Annotated in this window: 22 protein-coding genes; 5 read left to right on the forward strand and 17 right to left on the reverse strand. The window is 41.5% G+C overall.

From position 1 onward, the window contains the following. Nucleotides 1–14 precede the first annotated feature (14 nt). The 11 genes from hemB to WA256_RS09435 form a co-directional block, all read right to left on the reverse strand. Nucleotides 15–1,025, reverse strand: a complete 1,011-nt coding sequence (hemB, locus tag WA256_RS09385; RefSeq protein WP_062566302.1) for a porphobilinogen synthase — start codon at nucleotides 1,023–1,025, stop codon at nucleotides 15–17. 13 nt (nucleotides 1,026–1,038) lie between these two features. Further along, complete coding sequence (locus WA256_RS09390) at nucleotides 1,039–2,895, reverse strand: sensor domain-containing diguanylate cyclase (protein WP_082710960.1); 1,857 nt, start codon at nucleotides 2,893–2,895, stop codon at nucleotides 1,039–1,041. Nucleotide 2,896: 1 nt separating this feature from the next. Further along, nucleotides 2,897–3,679, reverse strand: coding sequence for a TatD family hydrolase (locus WA256_RS09395; RefSeq protein WP_130167374.1), 783 nt, complete (start codon nucleotides 3,677–3,679; stop codon nucleotides 2,897–2,899). After that, a complete protein-coding gene (locus tag WA256_RS09400) occupies nucleotides 3,679–4,218 on the reverse strand; it encodes a hypothetical protein (protein WP_062566300.1) in 540 nt (179 codons plus the stop codon). The genes WA256_RS09395 and WA256_RS09400 overlap by 1 nt, the downstream gene beginning before the upstream one ends. Beyond that, nucleotides 4,219–4,959, reverse strand: coding sequence for a twin-arginine translocase subunit TatC (gene tatC, locus WA256_RS09405; RefSeq protein ID WP_055198578.1), 741 nt, complete (start codon nucleotides 4,957–4,959; stop codon nucleotides 4,219–4,221). Between the two features lie 50 nt (nucleotides 4,960–5,009). Beyond that, nucleotides 5,010–5,342, reverse strand: a complete 333-nt coding sequence (gene tatB / locus WA256_RS09410; RefSeq protein ID WP_054562925.1) for a Sec-independent protein translocase protein TatB — start codon at nucleotides 5,340–5,342, stop codon at nucleotides 5,010–5,012. 5 nt (nucleotides 5,343–5,347) lie between these two features. After that, nucleotides 5,348–5,587 carry a Sec-independent protein translocase subunit TatA gene (tatA, locus tag WA256_RS09415; protein WP_054562924.1) on the reverse strand — a complete coding sequence of 80 codons (240 nt, stop codon included), beginning with the start codon at nucleotides 5,585–5,587 and terminating at the stop codon, nucleotides 5,348–5,350. Between the two features lie 76 nt (nucleotides 5,588–5,663). Continuing rightward, nucleotides 5,664–7,265: a ubiquinone biosynthesis regulatory protein kinase UbiB gene (gene ubiB / locus WA256_RS09420; protein WP_055198579.1), complete on the reverse strand. Its 1,602-nt coding sequence runs from the start codon at nucleotides 7,263–7,265 to the stop codon at nucleotides 5,664–5,666. Between the two features lie 17 nt (nucleotides 7,266–7,282). Next, nucleotides 7,283–7,888: a ubiquinone biosynthesis accessory factor UbiJ gene (locus WA256_RS09425; RefSeq protein ID WP_335990798.1), complete on the reverse strand. Its 606-nt coding sequence runs from the start codon at nucleotides 7,886–7,888 to the stop codon at nucleotides 7,283–7,285. Between the two features lie 28 nt (nucleotides 7,889–7,916). Beyond that, nucleotides 7,917–8,672 carry a bifunctional demethylmenaquinone methyltransferase/2-methoxy-6-polyprenyl-1,4-benzoquinol methylase UbiE gene (gene ubiE / locus WA256_RS09430; RefSeq protein ID WP_055020565.1) on the reverse strand — a complete coding sequence of 252 codons (756 nt, stop codon included), beginning with the start codon at nucleotides 8,670–8,672 and terminating at the stop codon, nucleotides 7,917–7,919. Nucleotides 8,673–8,793: 121 nt separating this feature from the next. After that, nucleotides 8,794–9,780, reverse strand: coding sequence for a GGDEF domain-containing protein (locus WA256_RS09435; RefSeq protein ID WP_269407842.1), 987 nt, complete (start codon nucleotides 9,778–9,780; stop codon nucleotides 8,794–8,796). A 359-nt stretch (nucleotides 9,781–10,139) separates the two neighbouring features. Here WA256_RS09435 and WA256_RS09440 point away from each other — a divergent pair, with 359 nt between their 5' ends. Both WA256_RS09440 and WA256_RS09445 read left to right on the forward strand, forming a co-directional pair. Continuing rightward, on the forward strand, nucleotides 10,140–11,918 hold the full coding sequence (locus WA256_RS09440; protein ID WP_335990801.1) for a DUF885 domain-containing protein: 1,779 nt from the start codon (nucleotides 10,140–10,142) through the stop codon (nucleotides 11,916–11,918). A gap of 112 nt (nucleotides 11,919–12,030) precedes the next feature. Beyond that, on the forward strand, nucleotides 12,031–13,515 hold the full coding sequence (locus WA256_RS09445) for an FMN-binding glutamate synthase family protein (protein ID WP_063527844.1): 1,485 nt from the start codon (nucleotides 12,031–12,033) through the stop codon (nucleotides 13,513–13,515). Between the two features lie 51 nt (nucleotides 13,516–13,566). Here the strand turns inward: WA256_RS09445 and mtnK are convergent, their stop codons facing one another. After that, complete coding sequence (mtnK, locus tag WA256_RS09450; RefSeq protein ID WP_269407817.1) at nucleotides 13,567–14,784, reverse strand: S-methyl-5-thioribose kinase; 1,218 nt, start codon at nucleotides 14,782–14,784, stop codon at nucleotides 13,567–13,569. Nucleotides 14,785–14,929: 145 nt separating this feature from the next. On the opposite strand from mtnK, the gene mtnA reads away from it, so the two are divergent. Next, nucleotides 14,930–15,958 (forward strand): S-methyl-5-thioribose-1-phosphate isomerase, encoded by a 1,029-nt coding sequence (mtnA, locus tag WA256_RS09455; protein WP_335990805.1) that lies wholly within the window; start codon nucleotides 14,930–14,932, stop codon nucleotides 15,956–15,958. 1 nt (nucleotide 15,959) lies between these two features. On the opposite strand, the gene WA256_RS09460 is transcribed toward mtnA, so the two are convergent. The 5 genes from WA256_RS09460 to WA256_RS09480 all read right to left on the reverse strand — a co-directional run bounded on the left by WA256_RS09460 (nucleotide 15,960) and on the right by WA256_RS09480 (nucleotide 20,412). Further along, nucleotides 15,960–18,122, reverse strand: coding sequence for a winged helix-turn-helix domain-containing protein (locus tag WA256_RS09460; protein ID WP_335990807.1), 2,163 nt, complete (start codon nucleotides 18,120–18,122; stop codon nucleotides 15,960–15,962). 95 nt (nucleotides 18,123–18,217) lie between these two features. Further along, nucleotides 18,218–18,559, reverse strand: a complete 342-nt coding sequence (locus WA256_RS09465; protein WP_055020559.1) for a gamma-glutamylcyclotransferase family protein — start codon at nucleotides 18,557–18,559, stop codon at nucleotides 18,218–18,220. 1 nt (nucleotide 18,560) lies between these two features. After that, the gene (locus WA256_RS09470; protein WP_335990810.1) at nucleotides 18,561–19,103 is read right to left on the reverse strand and encodes a 1,2-dihydroxy-3-keto-5-methylthiopentene dioxygenase; all 543 of its coding nucleotides are present in this window, start codon (nucleotides 19,101–19,103) and stop codon (nucleotides 18,561–18,563) included. Further along, nucleotides 19,100–19,786 carry an acireductone synthase gene (gene mtnC, locus WA256_RS09475; protein WP_269407813.1) on the reverse strand — a complete coding sequence of 229 codons (687 nt, stop codon included), beginning with the start codon at nucleotides 19,784–19,786 and terminating at the stop codon, nucleotides 19,100–19,102. The genes WA256_RS09470 and mtnC overlap by 4 nt, the downstream gene beginning before the upstream one ends. Continuing rightward, complete coding sequence (locus WA256_RS09480) at nucleotides 19,783–20,412, reverse strand: methylthioribulose 1-phosphate dehydratase (protein WP_335990813.1); 630 nt, start codon at nucleotides 20,410–20,412, stop codon at nucleotides 19,783–19,785. The genes mtnC and WA256_RS09480 overlap by 4 nt, the downstream gene beginning before the upstream one ends. A 99-nt stretch (nucleotides 20,413–20,511) precedes the next feature. Between WA256_RS09480 and WA256_RS09485 the strand changes: the two genes are divergently transcribed. Together WA256_RS09485 and WA256_RS09490 are read left to right on the forward strand one after the other, a co-directional pair. Beyond that, nucleotides 20,512–21,654, forward strand: coding sequence for a methionine aminotransferase (locus WA256_RS09485; protein WP_335990815.1), 1,143 nt, complete (start codon nucleotides 20,512–20,514; stop codon nucleotides 21,652–21,654). After that, nucleotides 21,642–22,415, forward strand: coding sequence for an amidohydrolase (locus WA256_RS09490; protein ID WP_335990817.1), 774 nt, complete (start codon nucleotides 21,642–21,644; stop codon nucleotides 22,413–22,415). The genes WA256_RS09485 and WA256_RS09490 overlap by 13 nt, the downstream gene beginning before the upstream one ends. Nucleotides 22,416–22,436 lie beyond the last annotated feature (21 nt).

The raw sequence follows: 22,436 nt of genomic DNA on the forward strand, positions 1-22,436 counted from the left end.
ACATTTACTTTAGATTAGTTATTTTTTAACCAAATAGCTGCTTGTTTTGCAAAATAAGTCAGGATGCCATCGGCGCCAGCACGTTTAAATGCTAATAAAGATTCCATGATTATTGCTTCTTCTGCAAGCCAGCCGTTATCAATGGCTGCTTTATGCATGGCATATTCACCACTTACTTGGTAAGCAAAAGTGGGTACACCAAACTCATCTTTTACGCGGCGTACTACATCTAAATAAGGCATACCTGGTTTTACCATCACCATGTCTGCACCTTCTTGCAGATCGAGGGCTACTTCACGAATTGCTTCATCAGAGTTCGCAGGGTCCATTTGATAGGTCTTTTTGTCGGCACCTTTTAAGTTGCCTGCAGAACCTACCGCATCACGGAATGGGCCATAATAGCTAGAGGCGTATTTAGCAGAATAAGCCATGATACGAGTGTGGATATGGCCTTCGGCTTCGAGTGCTTCACGAATTGCACCAATACGTCCATCCATCATGTCTGATGGTGCAACTACATCCGCACCCGCTTCGGCATGCGATAGCGCTTGTTTAACTAAAATTTCAGTTGTTACATCGTTAATCACATAACCGTCTTCATCGATAATGCCGTCTTGACCATGAACGGTGAATGGGTCAAGTGCAACATCTGTGATCACACCTAGTGTAGGAAAAGCTTCTTTAAGCGCGCGGACAGTGCGTTGTGCTAATGCATCTGGGTTATAGGCTTCTTCAGCAAGTAGAGATTTTTTATCGCTCGGTGTTACCGGGAAAATTGCCACAGCAGGGACACCTAATTCAACAAGCTCTTTTGCTTCTTCAAGTAGTAAATCGATAGAAAGACGCTCAATGCCAGGCATAGACTCAATAGCTTCGCGGCGGTTTTTACCTTCTAACACAAATACAGGAAAAATAAGGTCATTAACAGTTAGTTGGTTTTCAGCCATTAGGCGACGAGAGAAGTCATCACGACGCATGCGGCGCATACGTGTATAAGGGAAAAGGTCGAGTCCTGATTGGGCCATGCTTTGTATACTCCTAGTCTGGTAGAGGATAACTCACTACGCGATTTCGACCTGTTTGCTTGGCATGATATAAGGCTTTGTCGGCATAGTCAGTGAATAAACTTGGGTTATTAATGTCTTCAGCAATTGCGCTGTAAACACCTGCACTCAAAGTAAATTTAATCGTTGTTCCGGCAACTATTATATCAGTATTTTGGGCTGCTTTGCGTATTTGTTCGGCAATTTCTAATGCACCTGTCAGTGGCGTATTAGGCAACAGCACGACAAATTCTTCGCCTCCGTAGCGCGCCACTTCATCAAGAGGTCGTTTCAGGTGCTGTTTAATGACATCGGCAGCTGATTGAATGGTTTGATCACCGGTTAAATGACCGTAGGTGTCATTAATTACTTTGAAATGGTCAATATCTAACATGATGATGGCTAAAGGTGTTTGTTCACGTCGCGAGCGACGAATATCCATTAGTAGCTTTTTATCGAAGTAACGGCGGTTCTTGGTTTTTGTCAGCGCGTCTTCCATATTGAGTTGTTCAAGCTCTCGGTTTTTCTCTTCAAGCTCGCGTAATGTCACTTGTAACTCAAAGGTACGCTCCTCGATATTCGCTTCAAGGTCTTGGCGAGCTTGTTCTTGCAGTTCAAGGCGCTCGCGCATTAAAGTATCTTTAGCTTTGCTCTCAGCTAAGGCATTTTGTTGTGCTGCAACTTCAGCATCGCGCTGCATCAAAAACAGTTTTATAACTGCATAGCTTAAACTTAAGCTACAAACCAAAAAGCAAATAAAGGTAAGTGACAGCACTCCGATATTTAAATTAAACGGGTTAAATACCCCAAGTGCGCTGTAAATAATGGCGCAGAAGAAAGCGAATAGGGCGATTAGAAAAGCGCTACAAGGCTGTTTATACTCACGGTTAAACTGCTTTAGAGCAATACTTGCAAAGATGATAAGCACCACAGGTAAACTTAATAAGCAAAGTGTAATTGCAATATGAATTGGTAAGAGCCACATTATTACGGTGACAAGCACTACGACCCACGCTAGCCAATACTGAAAGCGATTTAAGCGAGATTTGGTAAAGCCGAATATATAGCCTTGCAAGGGCACAAATAACGCACCACAAATGAAAAATAGGCTCGGTATGGTGAGTTGTTGAAACGATGAACCGCTCGGTTGTAAGTAACGATAACCATAGCCATAAAGGTAGGCTAGCGACAACCAAAGTAAGGTAAGTAATAACCCAGTGTAGGCGAAATAGCGGCGTCTAGAAAAGCCATAAAGTACTAAATTAGTGAGTGCGAGCGATAAAATAAAACCGACTAATAAGCCGTACAATAAATTGAACTTACTTTTATGTTTTAGGTATTCAGAGGGGCTCCAAAGGCTTAGAGGTACTCTTAGGCCACCGTTGTTTTTAATTTTTAGGTAGATTTCGGAATGACTGGCTTTTGGAATAGTTAATGAGGCTAGCAGCGATTCATTTTTAATTTGCCGATTGGCTAAAGGAACGGCGTCACCTATTTTTGTGTTAAATAACACATGCCCACCTTGCAGGTGAAAGACGCTCACTTCATCGAGTAAAGGGTTATCTATCGATAATATCAGCGGTACATCATCTAATGAGGTGTTTTTTATCGATAGCTTGAGCCACAGAGGCTTTAAAGTCATGCCTAGATTTAAGGTTTCACCTCGGTTTTTCAGCCATTTTACATTAGCATTGCTAAATGCTTGTTGTTGAGTAATAGGATCAAGGGTGTACTCAACATTTAGCGTATGTTGAGACTTAAATTGTGAGCTAACAATAAGTGGGTTAGCCAATAAATAAGGAGTAAATAAAAAAACGAAGAGTACGCCACAAAGTGACCATAGGCGCTTCATCTTAACCCTTTATGGAAAATAATTGCTGAAAGTTTAGTGTAGTTTGTTTTGCCACTTCAGTAAATTCACAGCCTTTTAAATCAGCAATTTGCTGACACACATAAGGAAGGTTCTGAGGTTCATTGCGACGAGACTTCGGTCTTGGTCTAATATTTCTTGGCATTAAAAAAGGCGCATCAGTCTCGATTAACAAGCGTTCTAAAGGGATTGATGGCACTAAGGCTTGTAATTGCTCACCGCGGCGTTCATCGCAGACCCAACCCGTAACACCGATATAAAGCCCCATTGCTAGGTAACTTTGGAGCGCTTTTTCATCCCCCGTAAAACAGTGCAATACGCCTCGTACTTTGAAGTCACTTAAAATTGCGAGCATATCTTCACTAGCATCTCGCTCATGCAAGTAAACTGGCATATTCAGCTGCTCAGCAAGCTGCAGTTGGCGTCTAAAAACGCTACGCTGAACGTCCCGAGGAGAAAAGTCACGATTGTAATCGAGGCCACATTCACCAATAGCAACTACTTCATGGTTTTGGCTAAGCGTTGTTAAGTGTTCTTCAAGGTGTTCGTCGGCGGTTTTTGCATCATGAGGGTGAATTCCTGCAGTGCAAAATTGCTTAAATTTTTTGGCTAGGTTAAGAGAGGCTTGGCTAGTTTGCAGATCGCAGCCAATAAGAAGCAGCTGCGTTACATTTGCCTCAGCGGCACGTTGTAACACAGCTTCATGAATATCATCAAATTGATGATTGCTTAAGTTGACGCCAGCATCAACCAGCGAAATGCTCATTAGTTAGTGCGCTTAACACGAATCGAACGGTTTTGGCCTTCAACTTTTAAAAGGAAAGAATTGAAAACGCCACGTTCAATAACCACAACATCTTGTTTTTTTAGACGTAAGCTATCAGAGCCAACTTGACGCCATTGTTGACCATTATCAAGTTCGATGATGAGCTCACCGTAAGGGGCTTTTTTCACGCTTTTTACACTAGCGCTAATTTGGTCATCGTTTACTTTAGCAACTTCTTTATGCTCTAAACCAAAGTCTTCATTTTTTGTTCTTACGATTTGTTCATTTGTAGCTCCTGCTGCGGCAACAGGTGCTGGGGAAGCAGCTGCAGCTGAGCTTGCAACAGGTTGTTCAATTTGTTTTTTTGTCGCAGGCTTTGATAGTGATTTACCTGCCATCACGTTGTCGTAACAAAGTAAGCGGTTAAAATCATTTTCAACAAAAGTACACGCTTGTAGTGCTTGTAAGTTAACTTCGTTTGCTTGTGCAGTGCCAGTAATCGTTAACAGTGCAACTAATGGAATGAGTTGTTTTTTCATTTATTCCTCTGATTCCTGTTGAGGTTTGGCGGTATAAAATGCAGCCAAAATTAAACCTAATTCAAATAATAACAGCATGGGTAATGCTAGTAATGTTTGTGACAGTACATCAGGAGGTGTTAAGAACATAGCAATTACAAATACACCTACCACGATATAAGGCCGTTTTTCTTTTAAACTTTTCGTTGTTGTTGCGCCACTCCAGCATAACAGCATGATGGCAACAGGTATTTCAAACGCAATACCAAAAGCAAAAAACAGTTTTAAAGCAAAACTCAAATAGCTACTAATATCAGGCGCTAATGTCATCATATCAGGGCCAGTGTTAGTGAAAAACCCTAAAATAATAGGTAACACCACAAAGTAGCAAAAAGCGATACCACTATAAAATAGCAAGATGCTAGAGGCCAAAATTGGCATTAGCATACGCTTTTCATGTTGATATAAGCCAGGTGCTATAAAGCTCCAAACTTGGTGCAGTATCATAGGAATAGCAGCAAATAACGCCACAAATAAGGTGAGTTTAAACGGTGCAAAAAAAGGTGCCGTTACATCCGTTGCGATCATGGTGGCAGTGCTAGGCAAGTTTGCAATAAGTGGTGCTGCAACAAAGCTATATATATCGTTGGCAAAGTACACCAAGGCGATAAATATTAGCAAAATGCTTAACAAAGCTTTCATGAGTCGATTTCGTAACTCAATTAAGTGGCCAACAAAGCCTGTGTGAGCTTGCTCGGTCATAGTTTACTATTCATCATCATTGTTATTGACCACAAAAGCAGAGATTAAATTCACTTTTTTTCGTCATTATTGTTACTTTCTGCTTTTTCAGGCGTGTCTTTTTTGTAACTGTGGGTGACTGACTGAGCAGCCTTTTGAAGTTCGTTTACAGAGTCTTGCAGATCTGGAGATAGTTCTTGCAAGTTTTGTTGCTCTGCTTTTTTTAAGTTTTCGTGAAGCTCATGGATACGGAGTTCTTCGTTCACTTCTGCTTTCACTGAGTTGGCGACTGACTTTAAGGTTTTTACCCAGCGGCTAACCGTGCGAATTGCCACAGGCAAGCGCTCTGGGCCTAATACAATTAGACCCACGATCAGTACGACAACAAGTTCCCACATCCCCATGTTGATTAAGCCTTATGGTCGTCTTTGCTTTTCTCTACGGTTTCTTTGTTTTGCGTGTTAGAAGCTTGTTCTATTTGCTCGCTTTTAGCGCTAGCTTGGTCATCATCAGACACGGCTTTTTTAAAGCCTTTTACTGCGCTACCTAAATCACCGCCGATGCCACGAAGTTTTTTTGTGCCAAATAACAACACGATGATTGCCAAAATAATGATTAATTGCCAAATACTGATACCACCAAAACCCATGGGTTACTCCGTTTTTTCAAATTTATCGAATAGACTTGTCTCGATTATACTCACCAAAACATAAATAGCACTTAGTTTATGCGCTACGCCATGCTGCAATAAAGCCTGCTACAGCAAAGCCTGCGGTAATTGCACTGGCAACTAAGTCATGCTGCAAATAACATAAGCCTGAAACAATCAAGCAGCTGCCAGCAAAGATGCTGAGTAACAAAGGTTTAGCAGATTGCGGCGCTGGCAATTGTACAGGTTGTTGTTGACGCTTTAAGTTTTGATAAATTAAATCAGGTAATTCAGGCATTTTTTCTGCCCAAAATGGCAAGTTCGCATACATTTTTTTCATTACTGCAAGCGGACCAACTTGTTCTTTGACCCAATCTTCTAGAAAAGGTTTAGCGGTTTTCCATAAATCAAGCTGTGGATACAGTTGTCTGCCAAGGCCTTCAACATACAACAGCGTCTTTTGCAGTAACACTAATTGCGGTTGAACTTGCATATTAAAGCGACGAGCCGTATTAAACAGGTTGACTAACACATGGCCAAACGAGATTTCGGCCAGTGGTTTATTGAAAATTGGCTCACACACAGTACGAATGGCAAATTCAAACTCTTCAATGCTGGTATCGGCGGGTACCCAGCCAGAATCAACGTGTAGCTGTGCTACTTGGCGGTAATCACGATTGAAAAAGGCAATAAAGTTTTCAGCTAAATAGCGCTTATCTTCACGATTAAGGGTGCCAACAATACCGCAATCAATACCGATATATTTTGGGTTATGAGGGTTTTCGCGAGAAACGAAAATATTACCCGGGTGCATATCAGCGTGGAAGAAACTATCACGAAATACTTGTGTGAAAAACACTTCGACACCACGCTCAGCTAGTAGCTGCATATTGGTATTTTGTGCCAGCAATGCTTCGGTATCAGATACTGGAATACCGTAAATGCGCTCCATTACTAATACGTTACTGCGGCTGTAGTCACTGTAAACAAAAGGAATGTAGAGTGAATCTGAGTCTTCAAAGTTACGGCGTAGCTGAATCGCATTCGCCCCTTCACGCATTAAGTCGAGCTCATCGAGCAAGGTTTTTTTGTACTCGTTTACTACCTCAATAGGGCGTAAACGTTTCGCTTCTTTTAATAACTTAGCCACTAAGCGTGCGACTTTTTGCATTAGCATTAAGTCGGCATCAATTTGCTCTTTAATGTTAGGGCGAATGACTTTAATCACCACATCTTGTGGTGCGCCATGCTCATCAATTAAGGTTGCCGTGTGAACTTGTGCAATTGAGGCTGATGCTAAAGGTGTTTGCGAAAAATCACTAAACAATTCACTAATATCATTAATACCCAGCGCTTTTTCAATAAGCTGCTGGGCAAGTTCACCTTCAAAAGGTTCAACCTGATCTTGCAATAAGGCAAGTTCTAATGCGACATCATGAGGGAGTAAATCACGGCGTGTTGAAAGCATTTGGCCAAACTTGATCCATACAGGGCCAAGCTCTTGCAGAGCAAGTCGTAAGCGCATACCTGCAGGTTTATCTTTATGTTGGTTACGTAACCAAAATAAGCTGCCACGGGCGAGTTTGGCAAACCAAGGCACTCGTTTACGTGGAATTAATTCGTCTAAGCCATAGCTCAGTAGGGTTTTAGTGATGTAATAAAGACGAGCAGACGACACACAAGTTCCTTAGCGCATTAGCGAGACTGTAACAGCGCGTTAATTCGCATCTCTAATTGAGATACTTGGCTTTTTAATTGGCGGTTTTGCTGTTTAAATTCAGCAAGCTCAAGAGGGTGTATAGTCACTGCTAACTCATCTTGGCAAAGCGTTGTTAAGGTGTTTTCTAACTTGCTTTTCGTTTGTGAGCCACGACGCTTTAAAGCTTGAATAGAGAGCCACAACTGTTGTGCTGGGGCATCGCCAATGTACCGAGAAAAATGTTCTGGCCAATCAATATCAAGCTCAGCAAAGGCATTACTGAAACCTTGTGCAAGATTTAAGTCGCCTTGTAAGTCGAGCTTATCTTGGCGAATGAGTTGCGTGAGCATTGATGGATCTTTAAGCGCCAACAAGGTGTCGATATCGGCGCTGATCATGCAACCAAAACTACGCTCTTGCGTACTGTATAAGTGAATTTTCTCGTCGCTGTAAACACACAAAATTGACTGTTGCCAATCACGTATCTCAATCAACAGCTGTTTATCAGCAATTGCTGCAAGCTTACCCTTTAACTGAGGGTCTAACTGCAGCAGTTGATTAATGATTCGTTCGACTAGTGATAACAGAGCGTTTGCTAACATCGCGTTACCTACTTAATTTACAGAATTTTTAGTATTTAAAACCACGGTGAAGGGCAACAATACCGCCAGTAAGGTTTTGATAACTGGTTTGTTCAAAACCAGCATCTTCCATCATGCCTTTTAATGTTTCTTGATCTGGATGCATACGGATTGATTCAGCAAGATATTGATAAGACTCGCCATCATTCGCAACCAGCTCACCCATCTTAGGTAAGATATTAAATGAGTAGAAATCGTAGGCTTTACTTAATATTTCTTGTTCTGGTTTTGAGAACTCAAGCACGAGTAAACGGCCACCTGGCTTAAGAATACGATACATTGAACGCAGAGCTTTATCTTTATCGGTCACGTTACGAAGACCAAAGGCAATCGTAATTAAGTCAAAGCTGTTATCAGGAAATGGTAATGCTTCGGCATTCATTTGAACATATTCGATATTGCCAACACGACCTAGGTTACGCAGTTTCTCACGGCCAACTTTCAGCATTGAAGAGTTAATATCGCCTAAGATAACCTGACCGGTTTCACCCACTAGCTGACTAAATTTAGCGGTTAAATCACCTGTACCGCCGGCAAGATCTAATACATAGTGACCTTTGCGAACACCTGAACTTGCAATAGTTTGGCGTTTCCATAAACGATGAATACCGAACGACATAAGATCATTCATTACGTCATACTTTGCAGCGACTGAGTGGAATACATCTGCAACCATTGATGCTTTGTCGTTTTCAGCAACGGTTTTATAGCCAAAATGCGTGGTCTTTTCTTGATTCTCGTTCATGATTAATCTCTATCGTGGCAATAAAGACTAGTGTACTTGATTGTAGCTGTGGGGTGCAATTTGATTATAACTAAATCATCAGATTAGCGTGGCTTTTCATGACTTAGCGCAGTTTTAAACTTTATTGGCCGGCAATAAAACTACTTTGCCCTAGCGACTTGGCTTTAGCGGCTGCTAAAGAGGCTTTACGGGCTAAACTGTTAAAGTCGCCATCGCCTTCATGTTTAGCGATCCCTAAAGCAAGAGTGATAGCAGGAAGTTTGGTGCCATTTTTTGAGCTGACAAAGCGCAGCTTTTCTACGCCATTTCGTACTTTTTCGGCAATTAAGTTTGCAGTTTCAGGCTCTATATCAGCAAGTAAGATGGTAAATTCATCTTTACTTGTGCGCCCAGGTAAACCGCTTTCTTGTACGTACTTTTGCACTTGCTTGGCGACTTTACTCAAAATGACTTCACCAATGACATCGCCATAGTTTTCAATAAAATGATTTAAGTTCTCAATGTGAATAGAGATAGCACAAACCGCTTTATTTTGGCCGACCCAGAGTTGGGTTTGTTGATTCAAATAGTGGCGCTTATATAAGCCAGTTTGTTGGTCGGTAATGTGTTGTTTGCGTAATTGAGTGAGTTGTTTTTGAGTTTTTTCTTGCAGCGATTTGGCTTTTGCTATTTCTTGCTTAAATTGACGATGCTGGCTGAGCAGTACTTCTGATTGTTTACTGAGCATTTTTAATGCGTGACGCGTTTGCTCAATATTGTTTTCATCGATTGAATGCACACAGTCACTAACTTGATCAGCAAAGCGCACAATATTTTGTTCGTTATTGCTAGCATTACGCGAAAGAGTGTTAATTACTGAGTCAACGTTGCGAACAATGGCGGTTTTCATTTTATGGCCTTGCTCTATAAAATCGAAATAAAGCTGTTCTACATAGACACAATCGATGGTTTTTCTTTGTGCGATGGCACGGTCAATAGCGGCGTTAAGTTTTGGGTTAGACTGACTGACGTAGGTGTAAACAACTTGGTAGTTAAGTGGTGACGGCGGTAATGCATGATGTTCTAAAAAGATACATACCTTTGTCATTTTTTCTTGAGCAATAGCCATGGGATCATGGAACATCATTTTTCAATACCACTAAATACGCATATCAACCAATTAATCATCTCTTCCGTAAAGTTTATTTGCTTCCAAGCATAAATACTGAGTCTACAGTAATCTGTAATCAGTCTATTTAAAAGCAAAATCGCTAATTTTGGAACTTAAATTTGTTTCGTTTGTGTCTATTAGCTGATTTTCTCAACAACTTTAACAAGTGTAATTAAAAATTGCTTAAACCTTGCTCATTCTTATTTACACAACGCTGTTAATTTGAGCGTATTTAACCTGAGCTTGGTCGCATTTGCTTGGGTTTTAGCCAGTGCTGCGCTACTTTAGCGATACTGATTAAAACTAAAAAGAATGCTATGAAACAAACACTGTCGCGAACTTTAAACCGTTCTGTTATTGCGGTTGCTTTAGCTTGTACTTTAAGCGCTTGTCAGGTAACAAATATTGATGCTGATCAGCAATTTACTCAAGTAGCCGAAAATATTGTTAATTACCGCCAAAGCATCAGCCCATATGGTAAAGAAAATGGCGTTGATGGTTATTTATTAGAAAATCTATCGGCTGAATTTTTAGAACAAAAATACAAGAAGAATACTGAGTTACTTGCCGAGCTAGACGCAATCGACCGTGATAAGTTATCGGAAGAAAATCGCATTAACCTGACTATTTTGCGTGGCCAAGTGCAAAATAGTGTCGATGAATATGTGTTTAATGCGCACTATATGCCGCTGACATCTGAGTATGGTTTCCACTCTAGTCTATCATTTATGATATCAAGCTCAGATTACACAAAACCACAAGATTACCAGCTATATCTTGCTAAATTACAGCAAATTCCCCGCTATTTTTCGCAAAATATCGGCTGGATGCGTAAAGGTCTTGAAGTAGGTTTAACTCAACCAAAGGCTGTTTTAGAGGGCTATCAAGACTCAATCACGGCTTATATTGTTGATGATGCGACACAGTCTGAATTTTACAAACCATTTTTAAATAACACTGCAGGTGTAAGTGATAGCGAGTTTGCAGCGCTACAAAAGCAAGCGCAAACCATTATCAAAGAACAAGTTATTCCGGCATATCAAGGTTACTTAACTTTCTTTAACAATGAGTATCAACCGGGTGCACGTACAGATATTGGTATTTCAAGTACGCCGAATGGCAAAGCGTTTTACGAAAATCGCGCTAAGTACTACACCACCACAGATATGACGCCAAAAGAAATCCATGAGCTGGGCCTTCAAGAAGTCGCGCGTATTCGTGCAGAAATGGAAAAAATTATCGAGAAAGTAGGCTTTGAAGGCTCGTTTGCTGATTTTGTGCACTTTTTACGTACTGATCCGCAATTTTACGCAAAAACACCAAAAGATTTACTAAAAGAAGCGTCTTACATCGCCAAGAAAATGGATGCGCAGTTACCTAAGTTATTCCACACCTTGCCAAGAATGCCGTACGGTGTTGCGCCAGTGCCAGAGAGTATTGCCCCTAAATATACAACCGGCCGTTACTCAGGTTCTCGCCGTGATGATCAAGCGGGTTATTACTGGGTTAATACCTATGCGTTAGATAAGCGCCCGTTGTATGTACTTGAAGCATTAACTTTGCACGAAGCTGTACCAGGGCATCATTTACAAATCTCGCTAAATGCTGAACTTGAGTCATTACCAAGTTATCGCCGTAATGCATATTTGTCGGCATTTGGTGAAGGTTGGGGCTTATATTCGGAGTTTTTAGGTATCGAAGCGGGCTTTTATCAAGACCCATACAGTGATTTTGGTCGTTTAACCTATGAAATGTGGCGTGCAGCACGTTTAGTGGTTGATACAGGTATGCATATGTATGGCTGGAGCCGCGAACGCGCAATGAAGTTTATGAGCGAAAATACCGCGCTTTCATTACATAACGTGAAGACCGAAACCGACCGTTATATTTCATGGCCTGCACAAGCGTTGTCATACAAAATAGGTGAGCTAACAATTAAACGTTTACGCCACGAAGCTGAGCAAGCACTTGGTCAAGATTTCGATATTCGCGAATTCCACCATCAAATATTACGTCATGGCTCAGTGCCAATGTCAGTGCTCGAAGAGCAAATTCAACTTTATATTAAAGCTGAATTAGCCAAACGAGCAGCATAGCGGCATAAAAGAAACGAAAAGGCGTGACTTACATCACGCCTTTTTTGTTTATTGCACGTAATATAAACACCTTATATGCTTTGAAGGATGTCATTTCACAAAGGGGCCTTGGATGAGTGATTTTATAATTTTTAGTATCGATGTTTTTGCCAGCTTGTTTATTTTTGCACTCGGCATAGGTTTGCTGGTGATTGTGTGCTTTTACATTAGTGATGTGACGCAATCTAAGCAGGCGATTCGCCGTAATTACCCGGTGATCGGCCGCTTTCGTTATTTTTTTGAACGCCAAGGTGAATTCTTCAGACAATACTTTTTTGCCATGGATAGGGAAGAGCTACCATTTAATCGTGCTGAGCGAAGCTGGGTTTACCGCGCTGCGAAAAATGTTGACCGCACTACGGCCTTTGGTTCAACCCAGAGTCTTGAAGCAACGGGCACTGTGATGTTTATGAACTGTGCGTTCCCAACTTTAGATGAAGATGCACTCGACCCGAGCGAAGTCACGTTAGGGCCTTATTGCCAAGCTCCTTATACAACAAACTCGTTATTTAATATTTCTGGCATGAGCTTTGGTGCCTTATCTAAGCCAGCGGTGCGCGCACTATCGCGAGGTGCAAAGTTAGCGGGCTGTTGGATGAATACAGGTGAAGGAGGGCTCAGCCCTTACCACCTTGAAGGTGGTGCAGATATTGTGTTTCAGATTGGCACGGCAAAATATGGTGTTCGAGATGAGCACGGTAAATTAAGCACCGAAAAACTCAAAGCGATTGCTGATCACGAACAAGTTAAAATGTTCGAAATTAAAATGAGTCAAGGTGCTAAACCCGGTAAAGGGGGTATGTTACCAGGGCGCAAAGTGACCGCTGAAATTGCAAAAATTCGGGGTATTCCCGAAGGGCATGACTCGATTAGTCCAAATGGTCATCCAGAAATTAAATGCCCAGCAGATTTACTCGATATGATTGAAACGGTACGCAGTACCACAGGTAAGCCAACCGGTTTTAAAGCGGTGATTGGTGAATACACTTGGCTCGAAACCTTGTTCAGTGAAATTAATAATCGTGGTATTGAATCAGCGCCTGATTTCATCACTATTGATAGTGCCGACGGCGGTACGGGCGCAGCTCCTCAACCCTTGATGGATTCAGTTGGTTTACCGCTGCGCGAGAGCCTGCCTTTGGTTGTTGATCTGCTAAAAAAACATGGTCTCAGAGAACGAGTGAAAGTGATTGCATCAGGTAAGCTAATCGTACCGTCAAAAGTGGCTTGGGCACTTGCATTGGGTGCTGATTTTATTGTGTCGGCGCGTGGTCATATGTTTTCGCTTGGTTGTATTCAGGCTCTACAATGTAATAAAGATACCTGCCCGACCGGTATTACGACTCATAATGAACGCTTACAGCGAGGCCTAGATGTGACCGATAAGGCACAACGTGTCGCTAATTATAATAAGTTTATTCATTATGGTGCAGGGCTGATTGCTCATTCATGTGGTGTATCAAGTGCCCGCGAGTTAGCTCGCCAGCATGTGCGAGTGGTACAAGAAAATGGTTTATCAGAGCCGCTCGATAAAATGTATGAGCACTACAATAAATAATCTTGTTGAATAATTAAAAGGCGCATTGAGCGCCTTTTTACTTTTTGACTATCAGTTTAATAAACTGATTAATAAAGAAAAGAACTCGTCTTTATTGTTACAGCTTGTGGCATTGAGCATCAGTTGCTCGCCAAGTACGAGCGTTTGCTGTTGTACTGCTAAACGAGCTTGTGCATCTTCAATACCGTCTATATCTGCAACATGGGCTAAACCAATAGTACGGCGAATAAGTTCAGCGCCACAGTAGCCAATCGCATCACGCAATACGTGTCGTAAGTAATCTTCGCTAAAGGCGCGGTTTGCAAAGCTAATATCAGTTGCTTCGCTGCTTGCTAGGTTTAGCCAGTGTTGCTCAAATTGGCTATAGCAGTCTTGTAAGCAGGTTAATAAATGGGTTTGATACTGACGGCGTTTTGCTTGCTCTGTAATACGGGCGTTTTGGGCACAGTAATTTAGTAGCAAGTTACCCATAAATGAGCCGATATCAAAGCCAACAGGGCCAAAAAAACCAAACTCTGGGTCGATCATTTTAGTGGTTTTGCTATCAACAAAAATGCTGCCACTGTGCATATCGCCATGCAATAAAGTTTGCGGGCAAGATAAAAATTTAGCTTTTAATTTCGCTGCGGCCAGTTTTAAACCATCATTATTTCGAATACTTTCGACGTGCTCACTAAGCTCAGTTGGGAAATTATTGCGCTCATGCTCAATGTACGGATCAGTAAAGAATAAGTCTTCTGTGATCTTACATAAATCAGGATTAATAAATTGGCTGACTTTGGCTTTTTTATCTTCAGCAGATAAGTAAAAGTCTGAGTTATAAAAGCCTGTACGGCTTAAATACAGCGCAACATGGCTGGCCAATAATGGAAATTGCTCTGCGTTGATTTGTGCACCACGTAAAATTTGTAACTCACCTAAATCTTCTAACACGGTTAATGCCAGCTCGACATCGTGATGCAATATCGCCACGGTATGCTCTGGGCACAACTTACCATGATTAATCAATACTTCGGCTTCGATTCTGGCGCGGTCTAACGATAATGGCCATGACTCACCTACGCAGCGGGCATAAGGGAGTGCTTGCTTTAGAATTACACTGTTGTTGTGCTGATCAGCAACCCGAAAAACTAAGTTTAAGTTTCCGTCTCCAAACTCGTATGCAGTCAGTGTTGCATCAGCAGGGAAGACTGAAATTAGTTCACTTTTAACAAGTTCTTTAATGTAATCAACAGCATGCTCTGCATTAAAGGCAGTGTATTTAGCCATGGCTCTATCTCGTAATACAATTAACTTTGAGCATTCTATACCTGTAACCGTTTAGATGTCCATACATCTAGCTTGTTAGTTGTCAAAACTGATGTAAAATAACTATTCACTTAAATTAGTTATTCATTAGTTATTCGGATTCAGTATGCAAGATCTCATCGCCAGCAGTATTAAATATCAGCAAGGTACGCTAACCGTGCTTGATCAGTATTTGTTGCCACATCAACAGCATTGGCATGTATGTAACGATGTTGAAACGATGAAAGATTTGATTTTGACTTTGAAAATCCGGGGAGCGCCTTTAATCGGCTTAGGTGCTAGCTTATTGGTTGCACACCTAGCCGAGCAGGGCATGAGTCAATCAGCACTAGCGGTTGCTATAGATGAACTAGAAGCAACACGCCCAACAGCGGTAAACCTTATGCACTGCATGGCCAAGTTACGCGTAGCGCTAACAGAGACTGATTATGTTGCAGCTGTTGTCGCAACTGCTGAGCAGTTATTTAAAGAAGATATTGCCCTTTGCGATAGCATGGCAGAACGTGGTGCGGCTTTGGTAAATAAGGGAGATAATATTTTAACCCATTGTAATACCGGTGCTTTAGCGACTGCGGGTGTCGGCACTGCATTAGGGGTTATTTATAAAGCTCAGCAACGCCATGGTGACATTCATGTTTGGGTTGATGAAACAAGGCCGTTACTGCAAGGTGGCCGCTTAACGGCTTTTGAGCTTGAGCGCTGGCAAATTCCTTATACCTTGATTTGCGATAACATGGCGGCGAGCTTAATGGCTGCGGGCAAAGTAGATAAAATCTTTGTAGGGGCAGACCGTATTGCTGCAAACGGTGATTTTGCCAATAAAGTCGGCACTTATAATCTCGCTGTGTTAGCGCATTTCCATAACATTCCATTTTATGTCGTTGCGCCACTTACTACACTTGATACACAAACGTTGTGTGGTGCAGATATCGAAATTGAGCAACGCAGTCCTAATGAAGTGCGCGGTGTTAGTGGTAGTTTTGGTGAAGCGATGTGGGCACCGACTAACGCGAAGGTTTATAACCCGGCATTTGATGTGACACCGGCGAGCCTAGTCACAGGCTGGGTGCTCGATAGCGGCGTTTATAACCAGTCCGATATCGAGCAAGGTATTCTAAAACAGTTAAAGTCGTAAATTACTCTGCGCTTTTTTTAGTGTAGAGCTCAATGCTATTTTGATTGTTGGCAGTTAAGAAGGTCACTGCCAGCTTGTCGTTTTTAGCATTAAGGCGCGATATATAGTGAGAAGGCTTCATTTGAAGTACTGACTCAACGCCCTGCATTGTGGCTAAATTAATTCTGAAAACTTCAGTATCAGTGGCGATATACAAACTATGTAGGTTACTTGCCATCGACACAATAGAAGGCTTTAACTCAGTTAGTTTGTCTGGTGTAGTCAGCTCACTATAGGTGTTGTTATCGCTGTCTAAAAGCAGGTATTTATCGTATTTAGAATGCACAATCAGCTGTGTATCGTCATACCATGCAATAGCTAGGGGTGTATCTATAGTGCTTTTAATCACTTCATCGCTGTTGGTGTGAAGAATCATTATTTGATTTAGCTGATTGCTAAGATCGGTATATAGCACGGCAATCTTGTTACCCCTTATAGCTGCCAGCTTGGTACTACCAGGAAGTGTCCAGTGCTTAATTTCGGAGAAATCAGCAGCATTTAATAATGTTAATTGCTGATCGGCTTTATTGAAGCTAACAAGTCGGCTACTGTCACTATTTGCTGCAATTACTGAACTATCTTCACCAATTTTGCCAGTGATATTGATGTATTGGTTTGCTTTTCTGAGCCAGTGTTGTCGTTCTGAAAACTCAAAGTCAGAGAAGTACACATCATTATTGGCTAATGCGACTAAGTCGTCTTCATGCTTATTCGCTGTGGCGATGTAGCTCATTGTTTTTGAATTAAGGTCAAAGACTGCGGCATCTTTATCGTGAAGGTCAGTACTGATCAACACACTTTCTTTGCTTAAAGGGTAAGCATAATTTGCTCGTTTTACTGGCGCTGTTATAGCGGGTTGTCGACTCATACTATCAAAAGAAAATGATTCAATAGTTGAGGTGCCGCGGCTATACCAAATTAGTGAGTTGGTCTGCTCATCATATGTGGCTACCCATGCACGGTAATCGTTGGTAGTTAAAAGCTTTAGCGAGCTGCCATCTAAATTCGCCATGTATATCTCTACTTGGCCAACATTATGGCGCTCAAAGATGATGCGGCTCGGGTTTTTTATAGTTGTTAAAATAAAGTCCCCAGTGCCAGTGATATTGGGTGTGCTGATGCGAATTTCTTCACCGGTTTTTAAATCTTGTGCATATAAAGCATATAAATGAGTTAAGCCACGGTAATTATTACGCCTTGAAATTGCGACATCACCCACTTCAATGTACTGACTTGGCTGAGAATTAAGTAAAGATTGGTTGATACGTGGCTTTATTAACGCTTCACTTGATAACAGGTTGCTTGCTTGCCAAGTGATGCAATCGCTGTAGTCTTTGTTTTCACAAGAGCCGTAAAATAATCTCTCTCCATCCTCAGACCAACCCTGTAAAAAGATATTGCCAGAGGCAATCACGTATTCTTTTTTAGTAGTTAGGTCGACGACAAAAAGACTTTGACCATCATTTTCTAGAATATAAGCAAGCTTAGTTTTGTCATGGCTTAGCATTAAACGATAGTGAGAGCCTTTATGCCATGAAATGGTTTCAGCTTGCAGGTCTAAAAATGGCGCTTCGTTTTGTACTTCATCATTTGCTTTAGGCTGTTGTGAAAATAACCAAATAGCAGTAATCAATAAACCAAGCACTAACGCTGCAAAAGGCCATGGCCAGCGTGAAGAATGCGCTTTTTGTTCATTAATGGCCGTAGGTTTAACTTGAGTATCAGCGTCTTTATCTACTGTTATTACATTTTCTGTTTTATGCGGCTCAGTACTCACAGTGTGCTCAAGAGGCTTAACTTCAATAAATAGGCTATAACCTTTGCGATAATGGGTTTTAATGGTTTGCCCAGGCTGTTTTTCTGATTTAAGAGTTTTTCTTAGTTCAGAGATGGCACGGTTAATGGCATTGTCATCAACAAAGCTTTGTTGCCAAATATTCTCAACCAGCTCTTGGCGAGTGATAATGCGATCATTATGCTCAATAAAGAAACACAGTAATTTAAATAATAAAGGTTCTAGTTCACGCTTATGAGTGCCATCGCTGATGGTTTGCTGCTGAGTGTTAAGTTGCCACTCACCCACATAAATAACGGTATCGCGTAAGGGTGAAAATGCCGACCCCATGTTTAGTCCTTTAGCAAATAATTAGTACTTATTAATGGGGAGGATAATAGCAGCTTTTGTTCTTAATTTGGGTCTTTTTGTTTTATATTTGTAAATTAAAGGCTGTTTTTTGCAACATATAGCCAAGCTTGGTTGTTACATTGGAATGTTTCTGCAATTCGCTGATAATCATCTACTTCGTAAGTATCTGCCTGAGCAAGCTCTTGTTCGGTGATTAAATAAATAGTGCCATTAACAATATCAGTTTGTTTGCCTGTTTTGATTAAAGCCGGGTGAAAGCGTTGACCACTACTTTTAAGTACGGCTTCGTCGGTGATCTCGACTTCACCAATGACATACCCAGTTAGCGTAGCAGGTTGACCTTCGAGCAAACGCCCGAAGGTATCAAGCTGAACCTGCGGGTACTGTAAGGTACCGTACGAGAATAGTTTTTCCATGTTAGTCCAGCAGTGGGAAGTTGGTAGCAATAGTTGACTCAGTACTTTTAGCGACCCAACCTTCGGTATTATTGAATAAGCGAATTGCTGTGAATTCAGGGTCGCTGCCCATATCAAACCAATGTGGTGTGAGTTCTGGTACTGAAATTAGGTCGCCTTGTTGGCAAAGCACTTGATACACTTTGTCGCCTAAGTGTAAGCAGAATAAACCTTGGCCTTTCACAAAAAAACGAACTTCATCTTCGCTATGTGTATGTTCAAACAAGAACTTACCGCGTAGTTCGCTGGCATTTGGATTACCCTTAGCAAGCGAAATAACATCCACTGTTTGATAGCCCCCTTCAGCTTTTAAGCGCTCTATATCTTTAGCATAAGCAGTTAAAATAGCGTCATGACTGGTCTCTTGGTCAATTTGTGCTGTTGCTTGCCACTGCTCAAAGCGAACGCCAACTGTTTTTAGTTCATTGGCAATCGCGCTTAAGTCTTCGCTGTGAAACAGTATGTTGTTTGCGTTGTTATCGTTATAAATAGTTAATTGGCTCATGCTAAAAGCTCCGCACTAAATTCCGAAAAGTCGTTGATATATGGGTGAGCATCGCTTACTGCTTGGCCATCGCGAACAAGGTGTAAAGTGCCAAGACCAGCAGCTTTAGCAGCATCAAGCTCTGCCACCACATCGCTTAAAAACAATACTTCGGCAGCGTCAAATGGCAGCTCGGCGATAATATTCTCATAAGAGCTTTGCTGTTGTTTTGCACCGACTTTAGTGTCGAAGTAATCACTAAATAAAGGTCTAACATCACCGTAATCAGAAAACTCAAAAATCAGGTGTTGGGCTTTTACTGAGCCTGATGAGTAGACATATAGACTTTTTCCAGCTTGTTTTTGGGCTTGTAAAAAGTCATAAGCATCTGGGTAAAGGTGGCCAGTAAAATCACCACTTTCGTAGCCCGTTTGCCAAATTAAGCCTTGCAACTGCTTAAGTGGGGTGATTTTTTGATCTGTTTCAATCCAATGAATTAAATGCTTAATTACCGTGTCGATATTGGCTTCTGGTTGTTCAATATGTGCTTTAACGGCCTCAATTTGAGCTGCAACTTCTGGGTCTGATTGATGTGACTTTACAAACTCAGGTAATTGCCCTGCCGCGTAAGGAAATAATACGTCTTTAACAAAAGAAATACGGGTAATTGTGCCTTCAATATCGGTTAAAATCGCTTTGATCATGGTTGAACTCCAGCTTGAATACCTTCTAGTTTTAGGCGCTCAAGCTCACAGCTAAATAGGAACTCTAAGCCTTCTAAATGGCGAAGTACTTCTTTGATATCTCGACCAACGACATATAAACCATGGCCACGAATTAATACAGCATGCTCAATAGGCGTGTGAAGGTGATGATCACTGACTAGTAAGCTTAAACGGTCAATGTCTTGGTCATTATCAAAAATAGGAATAGTTAAGGTATCTAAGTGCGATTTGACACCGCTTAAAGACTTTTGCATTTCGTAGCCATGCAAATTGATAGCGTGGCCTTTGATCACACGCGATAACACAGTTGCTGCAACAGAATGGGTATGCAAAACAAATTTAGCTGATGGGATCAGCTTATACATATTCAAATGTAGCTCAGTTTCAGCTGATGGATTGCCAGAGCCTTTAGTACGATTGCCTTCATGATCAAATTCAATAAATGCATGAGTGCCGAGTTGACCTTTATCGAAGCCACTTGCTGTGACGACATAACCGCTTACAGTGCGGGCTGAAAAGTTACCACCAGTAGCAGGGACCCAGCCACGTTGGCTTACCCATTTACCAGCTTCAATTAGTTCTGAAATAGCGGTATTGTTATGCATATATTCCTCGACATTCTAAAAGTTATTTAGACGGCTATACATCTGTTTTAAGCAATGATAGCATCGCTTCGGGCGCAAAACCATCTTTAAGGAACCTCTGTGTTTGAAAGTAAATTGCCGAATTTAGGCACCAGTATTTTTAGTCAAATGACCGCTCTAGCAAATAAGCACCAAGCGCTTAATTTATCTCAGGGTTTTCCTGAATTTGATGCACCAGAATTACTAAAAAAACAGCTCAATCATTATGTACTTGAGGGAGTAAACCAATATGCGCCTTCAAGTGGGGTTGCAAAGCTACAACAGCAAATAGCGGCTTTGATTGCTAGAAAATACCATAACAACATAAATTACGAGCAACAAGTTACCGTCACCTCTGGGGCAACAGAGGCATTATTCGTAGCAATTCAAGCGCTTGTTAAAGAGGGTGATGAAGTTGTGGTATTTGACCCCGCGTATGACTCGTATCAACCGGCAATTGAGCTTGCTGGCGGTCGCTCAGTTCATGTTGCTTTGCATGCGCCAGACTACAAAATCGATTGGCAAGCTGTAGCTGATGTTATAACAGACAAAACACGTGTCATCATCATCAACACGCCACATAACCCAAGCGGTAAAATCTTTAAAACAGAAGATATTAATGCCCTTAAAGCGCTTGTTACTAAGCATGATTTATATGTAATTAGCGATGAAGTGTATGAGCACATTACCTTTGATGGCGCTTTGCATTTAAGTGCGCTGACCGACCCTGAGTTATTTGCACGCAGTTTTGTGATCTCAAGCTTTGGCAAAACCTTTCACAGCACTGGCTGGAAGATGGGTTATTGTGTTGCACCTGCCCAATTAATGGGGGAGTTTCGTAAAATTCACCAATATGTGACTTTTTCAAGCTTTACGCCTGCCCAGCATGCACTAGCCGATATGCTCGAGTTAGAGCCAGAACATGTTGATGAACTTAGTTGTTTTTATCAACAAAAACGCGACTTGCTCAGCGAAGCATTAGCACAAAGCCGCTTTAAAATATTACCAAGTGAAGGCACCTACTTTTTATTACTCGATTACAGTGATGTGTCTGATCTTGATGATGTTGAGTTTTGCCAATGGTTGGTTGAGCAAGCGGGTGTTGCAGCTGTACCACTCAGTGTGTTTTATAACAGTACAAGCAGCGATAAAGTGATTCGTTTATGTTTTGCTAAAAATGATGACACATTAAAATGTGCCGCGGAGATTTTATGCCAACTTTAACCTTAGCTTTAGTGCAGTCATCACTGCATTGGCTTGATAAAAGCACTAACCTTGCGAACTTTACAGAACAGCTTAACAGTTTTAATGAGCAGGTTGATTTAATTGTCTTGCCAGAAACATTTGCCACGGGTTTTGCGATTAATCTAGATTGCAGCGAACCAGAACAAGGCGAGGTACTTAGCTGGTTAAAAGCCACAGCTAAGCAAAAAAATGCTGTGGTTGCAGGCTCTGTTTTAGTTGCAAAAGGCGACAAAAAGGCTAATCGCTTTTATTGGGTTTGGCCAAATGGCGAAGTGAAATATTACGACAAACGCCATTTATTCTGTTTAGGTAACGAAGGCAATTTCGTCGCAGCAGGCGAGCAGCGCGAGATATTCGCTATCAATGATTTTCGCATTTTACCGCAAGTGTGTTACGACTTGCGCTTTCCTGTATTTCAGCGTAATTGCAACGACTACGATGTGATGATCAACGTAGCCAATTGGCCAGCAGCTCGTCGCCATGTCTGGGATACTCTTCTAAAAGCACGCGCGATGGAAAACCTGTGTTATGTCGTGGGTGTGAATCGCATTGGTGCTGATGGTAATAATGTTGCCCACAGTGGTGGTACTGCCGTTTATGATTTTAAAGGTGACACCTTGGCTAAGCTTGATGATGACCAATCGGGTATCATTATTCAGCGCTTAGAAAAATCACCGCTTGATGACTTTCGAAGAGCGTTTCCTGCTCACTTAGATGCTGATCAATTTCAGTTACTGTAATTGCTCGAAGCCGCATACTCA

The sequence above is a fragment of the Pseudoalteromonas sp. CH_XMU1449-3 genome, assembly GCF_037027245.1.
Lineage (GTDB): Bacteria > Pseudomonadota > Gammaproteobacteria > Enterobacterales > Alteromonadaceae > Pseudoalteromonas > Pseudoalteromonas shioyasakiensis.

Coding starts and splice junctions, on each gene's coding strand:
- hemB (WP_062566302.1), bottom strand. CDS start 1,025: ATGGCCCAATCAGGACTCGACCTTTTCCCTTATACACGTATGCGCCGC.
- WA256_RS09390 (WP_082710960.1), bottom strand. CDS start 2,895: ATGAAGCGCCTATGGTCACTTTGTGGCGTACTCTTCGTTTTTTTATTT.
- WA256_RS09395 (WP_130167374.1), bottom strand. CDS start 3,679: ATGAGCATTTCGCTGGTTGATGCTGGCGTCAACTTAAGCAATCATCAA.
- WA256_RS09400 (WP_062566300.1), bottom strand. CDS start 4,218: ATGAAAAAACAACTCATTCCATTAGTTGCACTGTTAACGATTACTGGC.
- tatC (WP_055198578.1), bottom strand. CDS start 4,959: ATGACCGAGCAAGCTCACACAGGCTTTGTTGGCCACTTAATTGAGTTA.
- tatB (WP_054562925.1), bottom strand. CDS start 5,342: ATGGGGATGTGGGAACTTGTTGTCGTACTGATCGTGGGTCTAATTGTA.
- tatA (WP_054562924.1), bottom strand. CDS start 5,587: ATGGGTTTTGGTGGTATCAGTATTTGGCAATTAATCATTATTTTGGCA.
- WA256_RS09425 (WP_335990798.1), bottom strand. CDS start 7,888: ATGTTAGCAAACGCTCTGTTATCACTAGTCGAACGAATCATTAATCAA.
- ubiE (WP_055020565.1), bottom strand. CDS start 8,672: ATGAACGAGAATCAAGAAAAGACCACGCATTTTGGCTATAAAACCGTT.
- WA256_RS09435 (WP_269407842.1), bottom strand. CDS start 9,780: ATGGCTATTGCTCAAGAAAAAATGACAAAGGTATGTATCTTTTTAGAA.
- WA256_RS09440 (WP_335990801.1), top strand. CDS start 10,140: ATGAAACAAACACTGTCGCGAACTTTAAACCGTTCTGTTATTGCGGTT.
- WA256_RS09445 (WP_063527844.1), top strand. CDS start 12,031: ATGAGTGATTTTATAATTTTTAGTATCGATGTTTTTGCCAGCTTGTTT.
- mtnK (WP_269407817.1), bottom strand. CDS start 14,784: ATGGCTAAATACACTGCCTTTAATGCAGAGCATGCTGTTGATTACATT.
- mtnA (WP_335990805.1), top strand. CDS start 14,930: ATGCAAGATCTCATCGCCAGCAGTATTAAATATCAGCAAGGTACGCTA.
- WA256_RS09460 (WP_335990807.1), bottom strand. CDS start 18,122: ATGGGGTCGGCATTTTCACCCTTACGCGATACCGTTATTTATGTGGGT.
- WA256_RS09465 (WP_055020559.1), bottom strand. CDS start 18,559: ATGGAAAAACTATTCTCGTACGGTACCTTACAGTACCCGCAGGTTCAG.
- WA256_RS09470 (WP_335990810.1), bottom strand. CDS start 19,103: ATGAGCCAATTAACTATTTATAACGATAACAACGCAAACAACATACTG.
- mtnC (WP_269407813.1), bottom strand. CDS start 19,786: ATGATCAAAGCGATTTTAACCGATATTGAAGGCACAATTACCCGTATT.
- WA256_RS09480 (WP_335990813.1), bottom strand. CDS start 20,412: ATGCATAACAATACCGCTATTTCAGAACTAATTGAAGCTGGTAAATGG.
- WA256_RS09490 (WP_335990817.1), top strand. CDS start 21,642: ATGCCAACTTTAACCTTAGCTTTAGTGCAGTCATCACTGCATTGGCTT.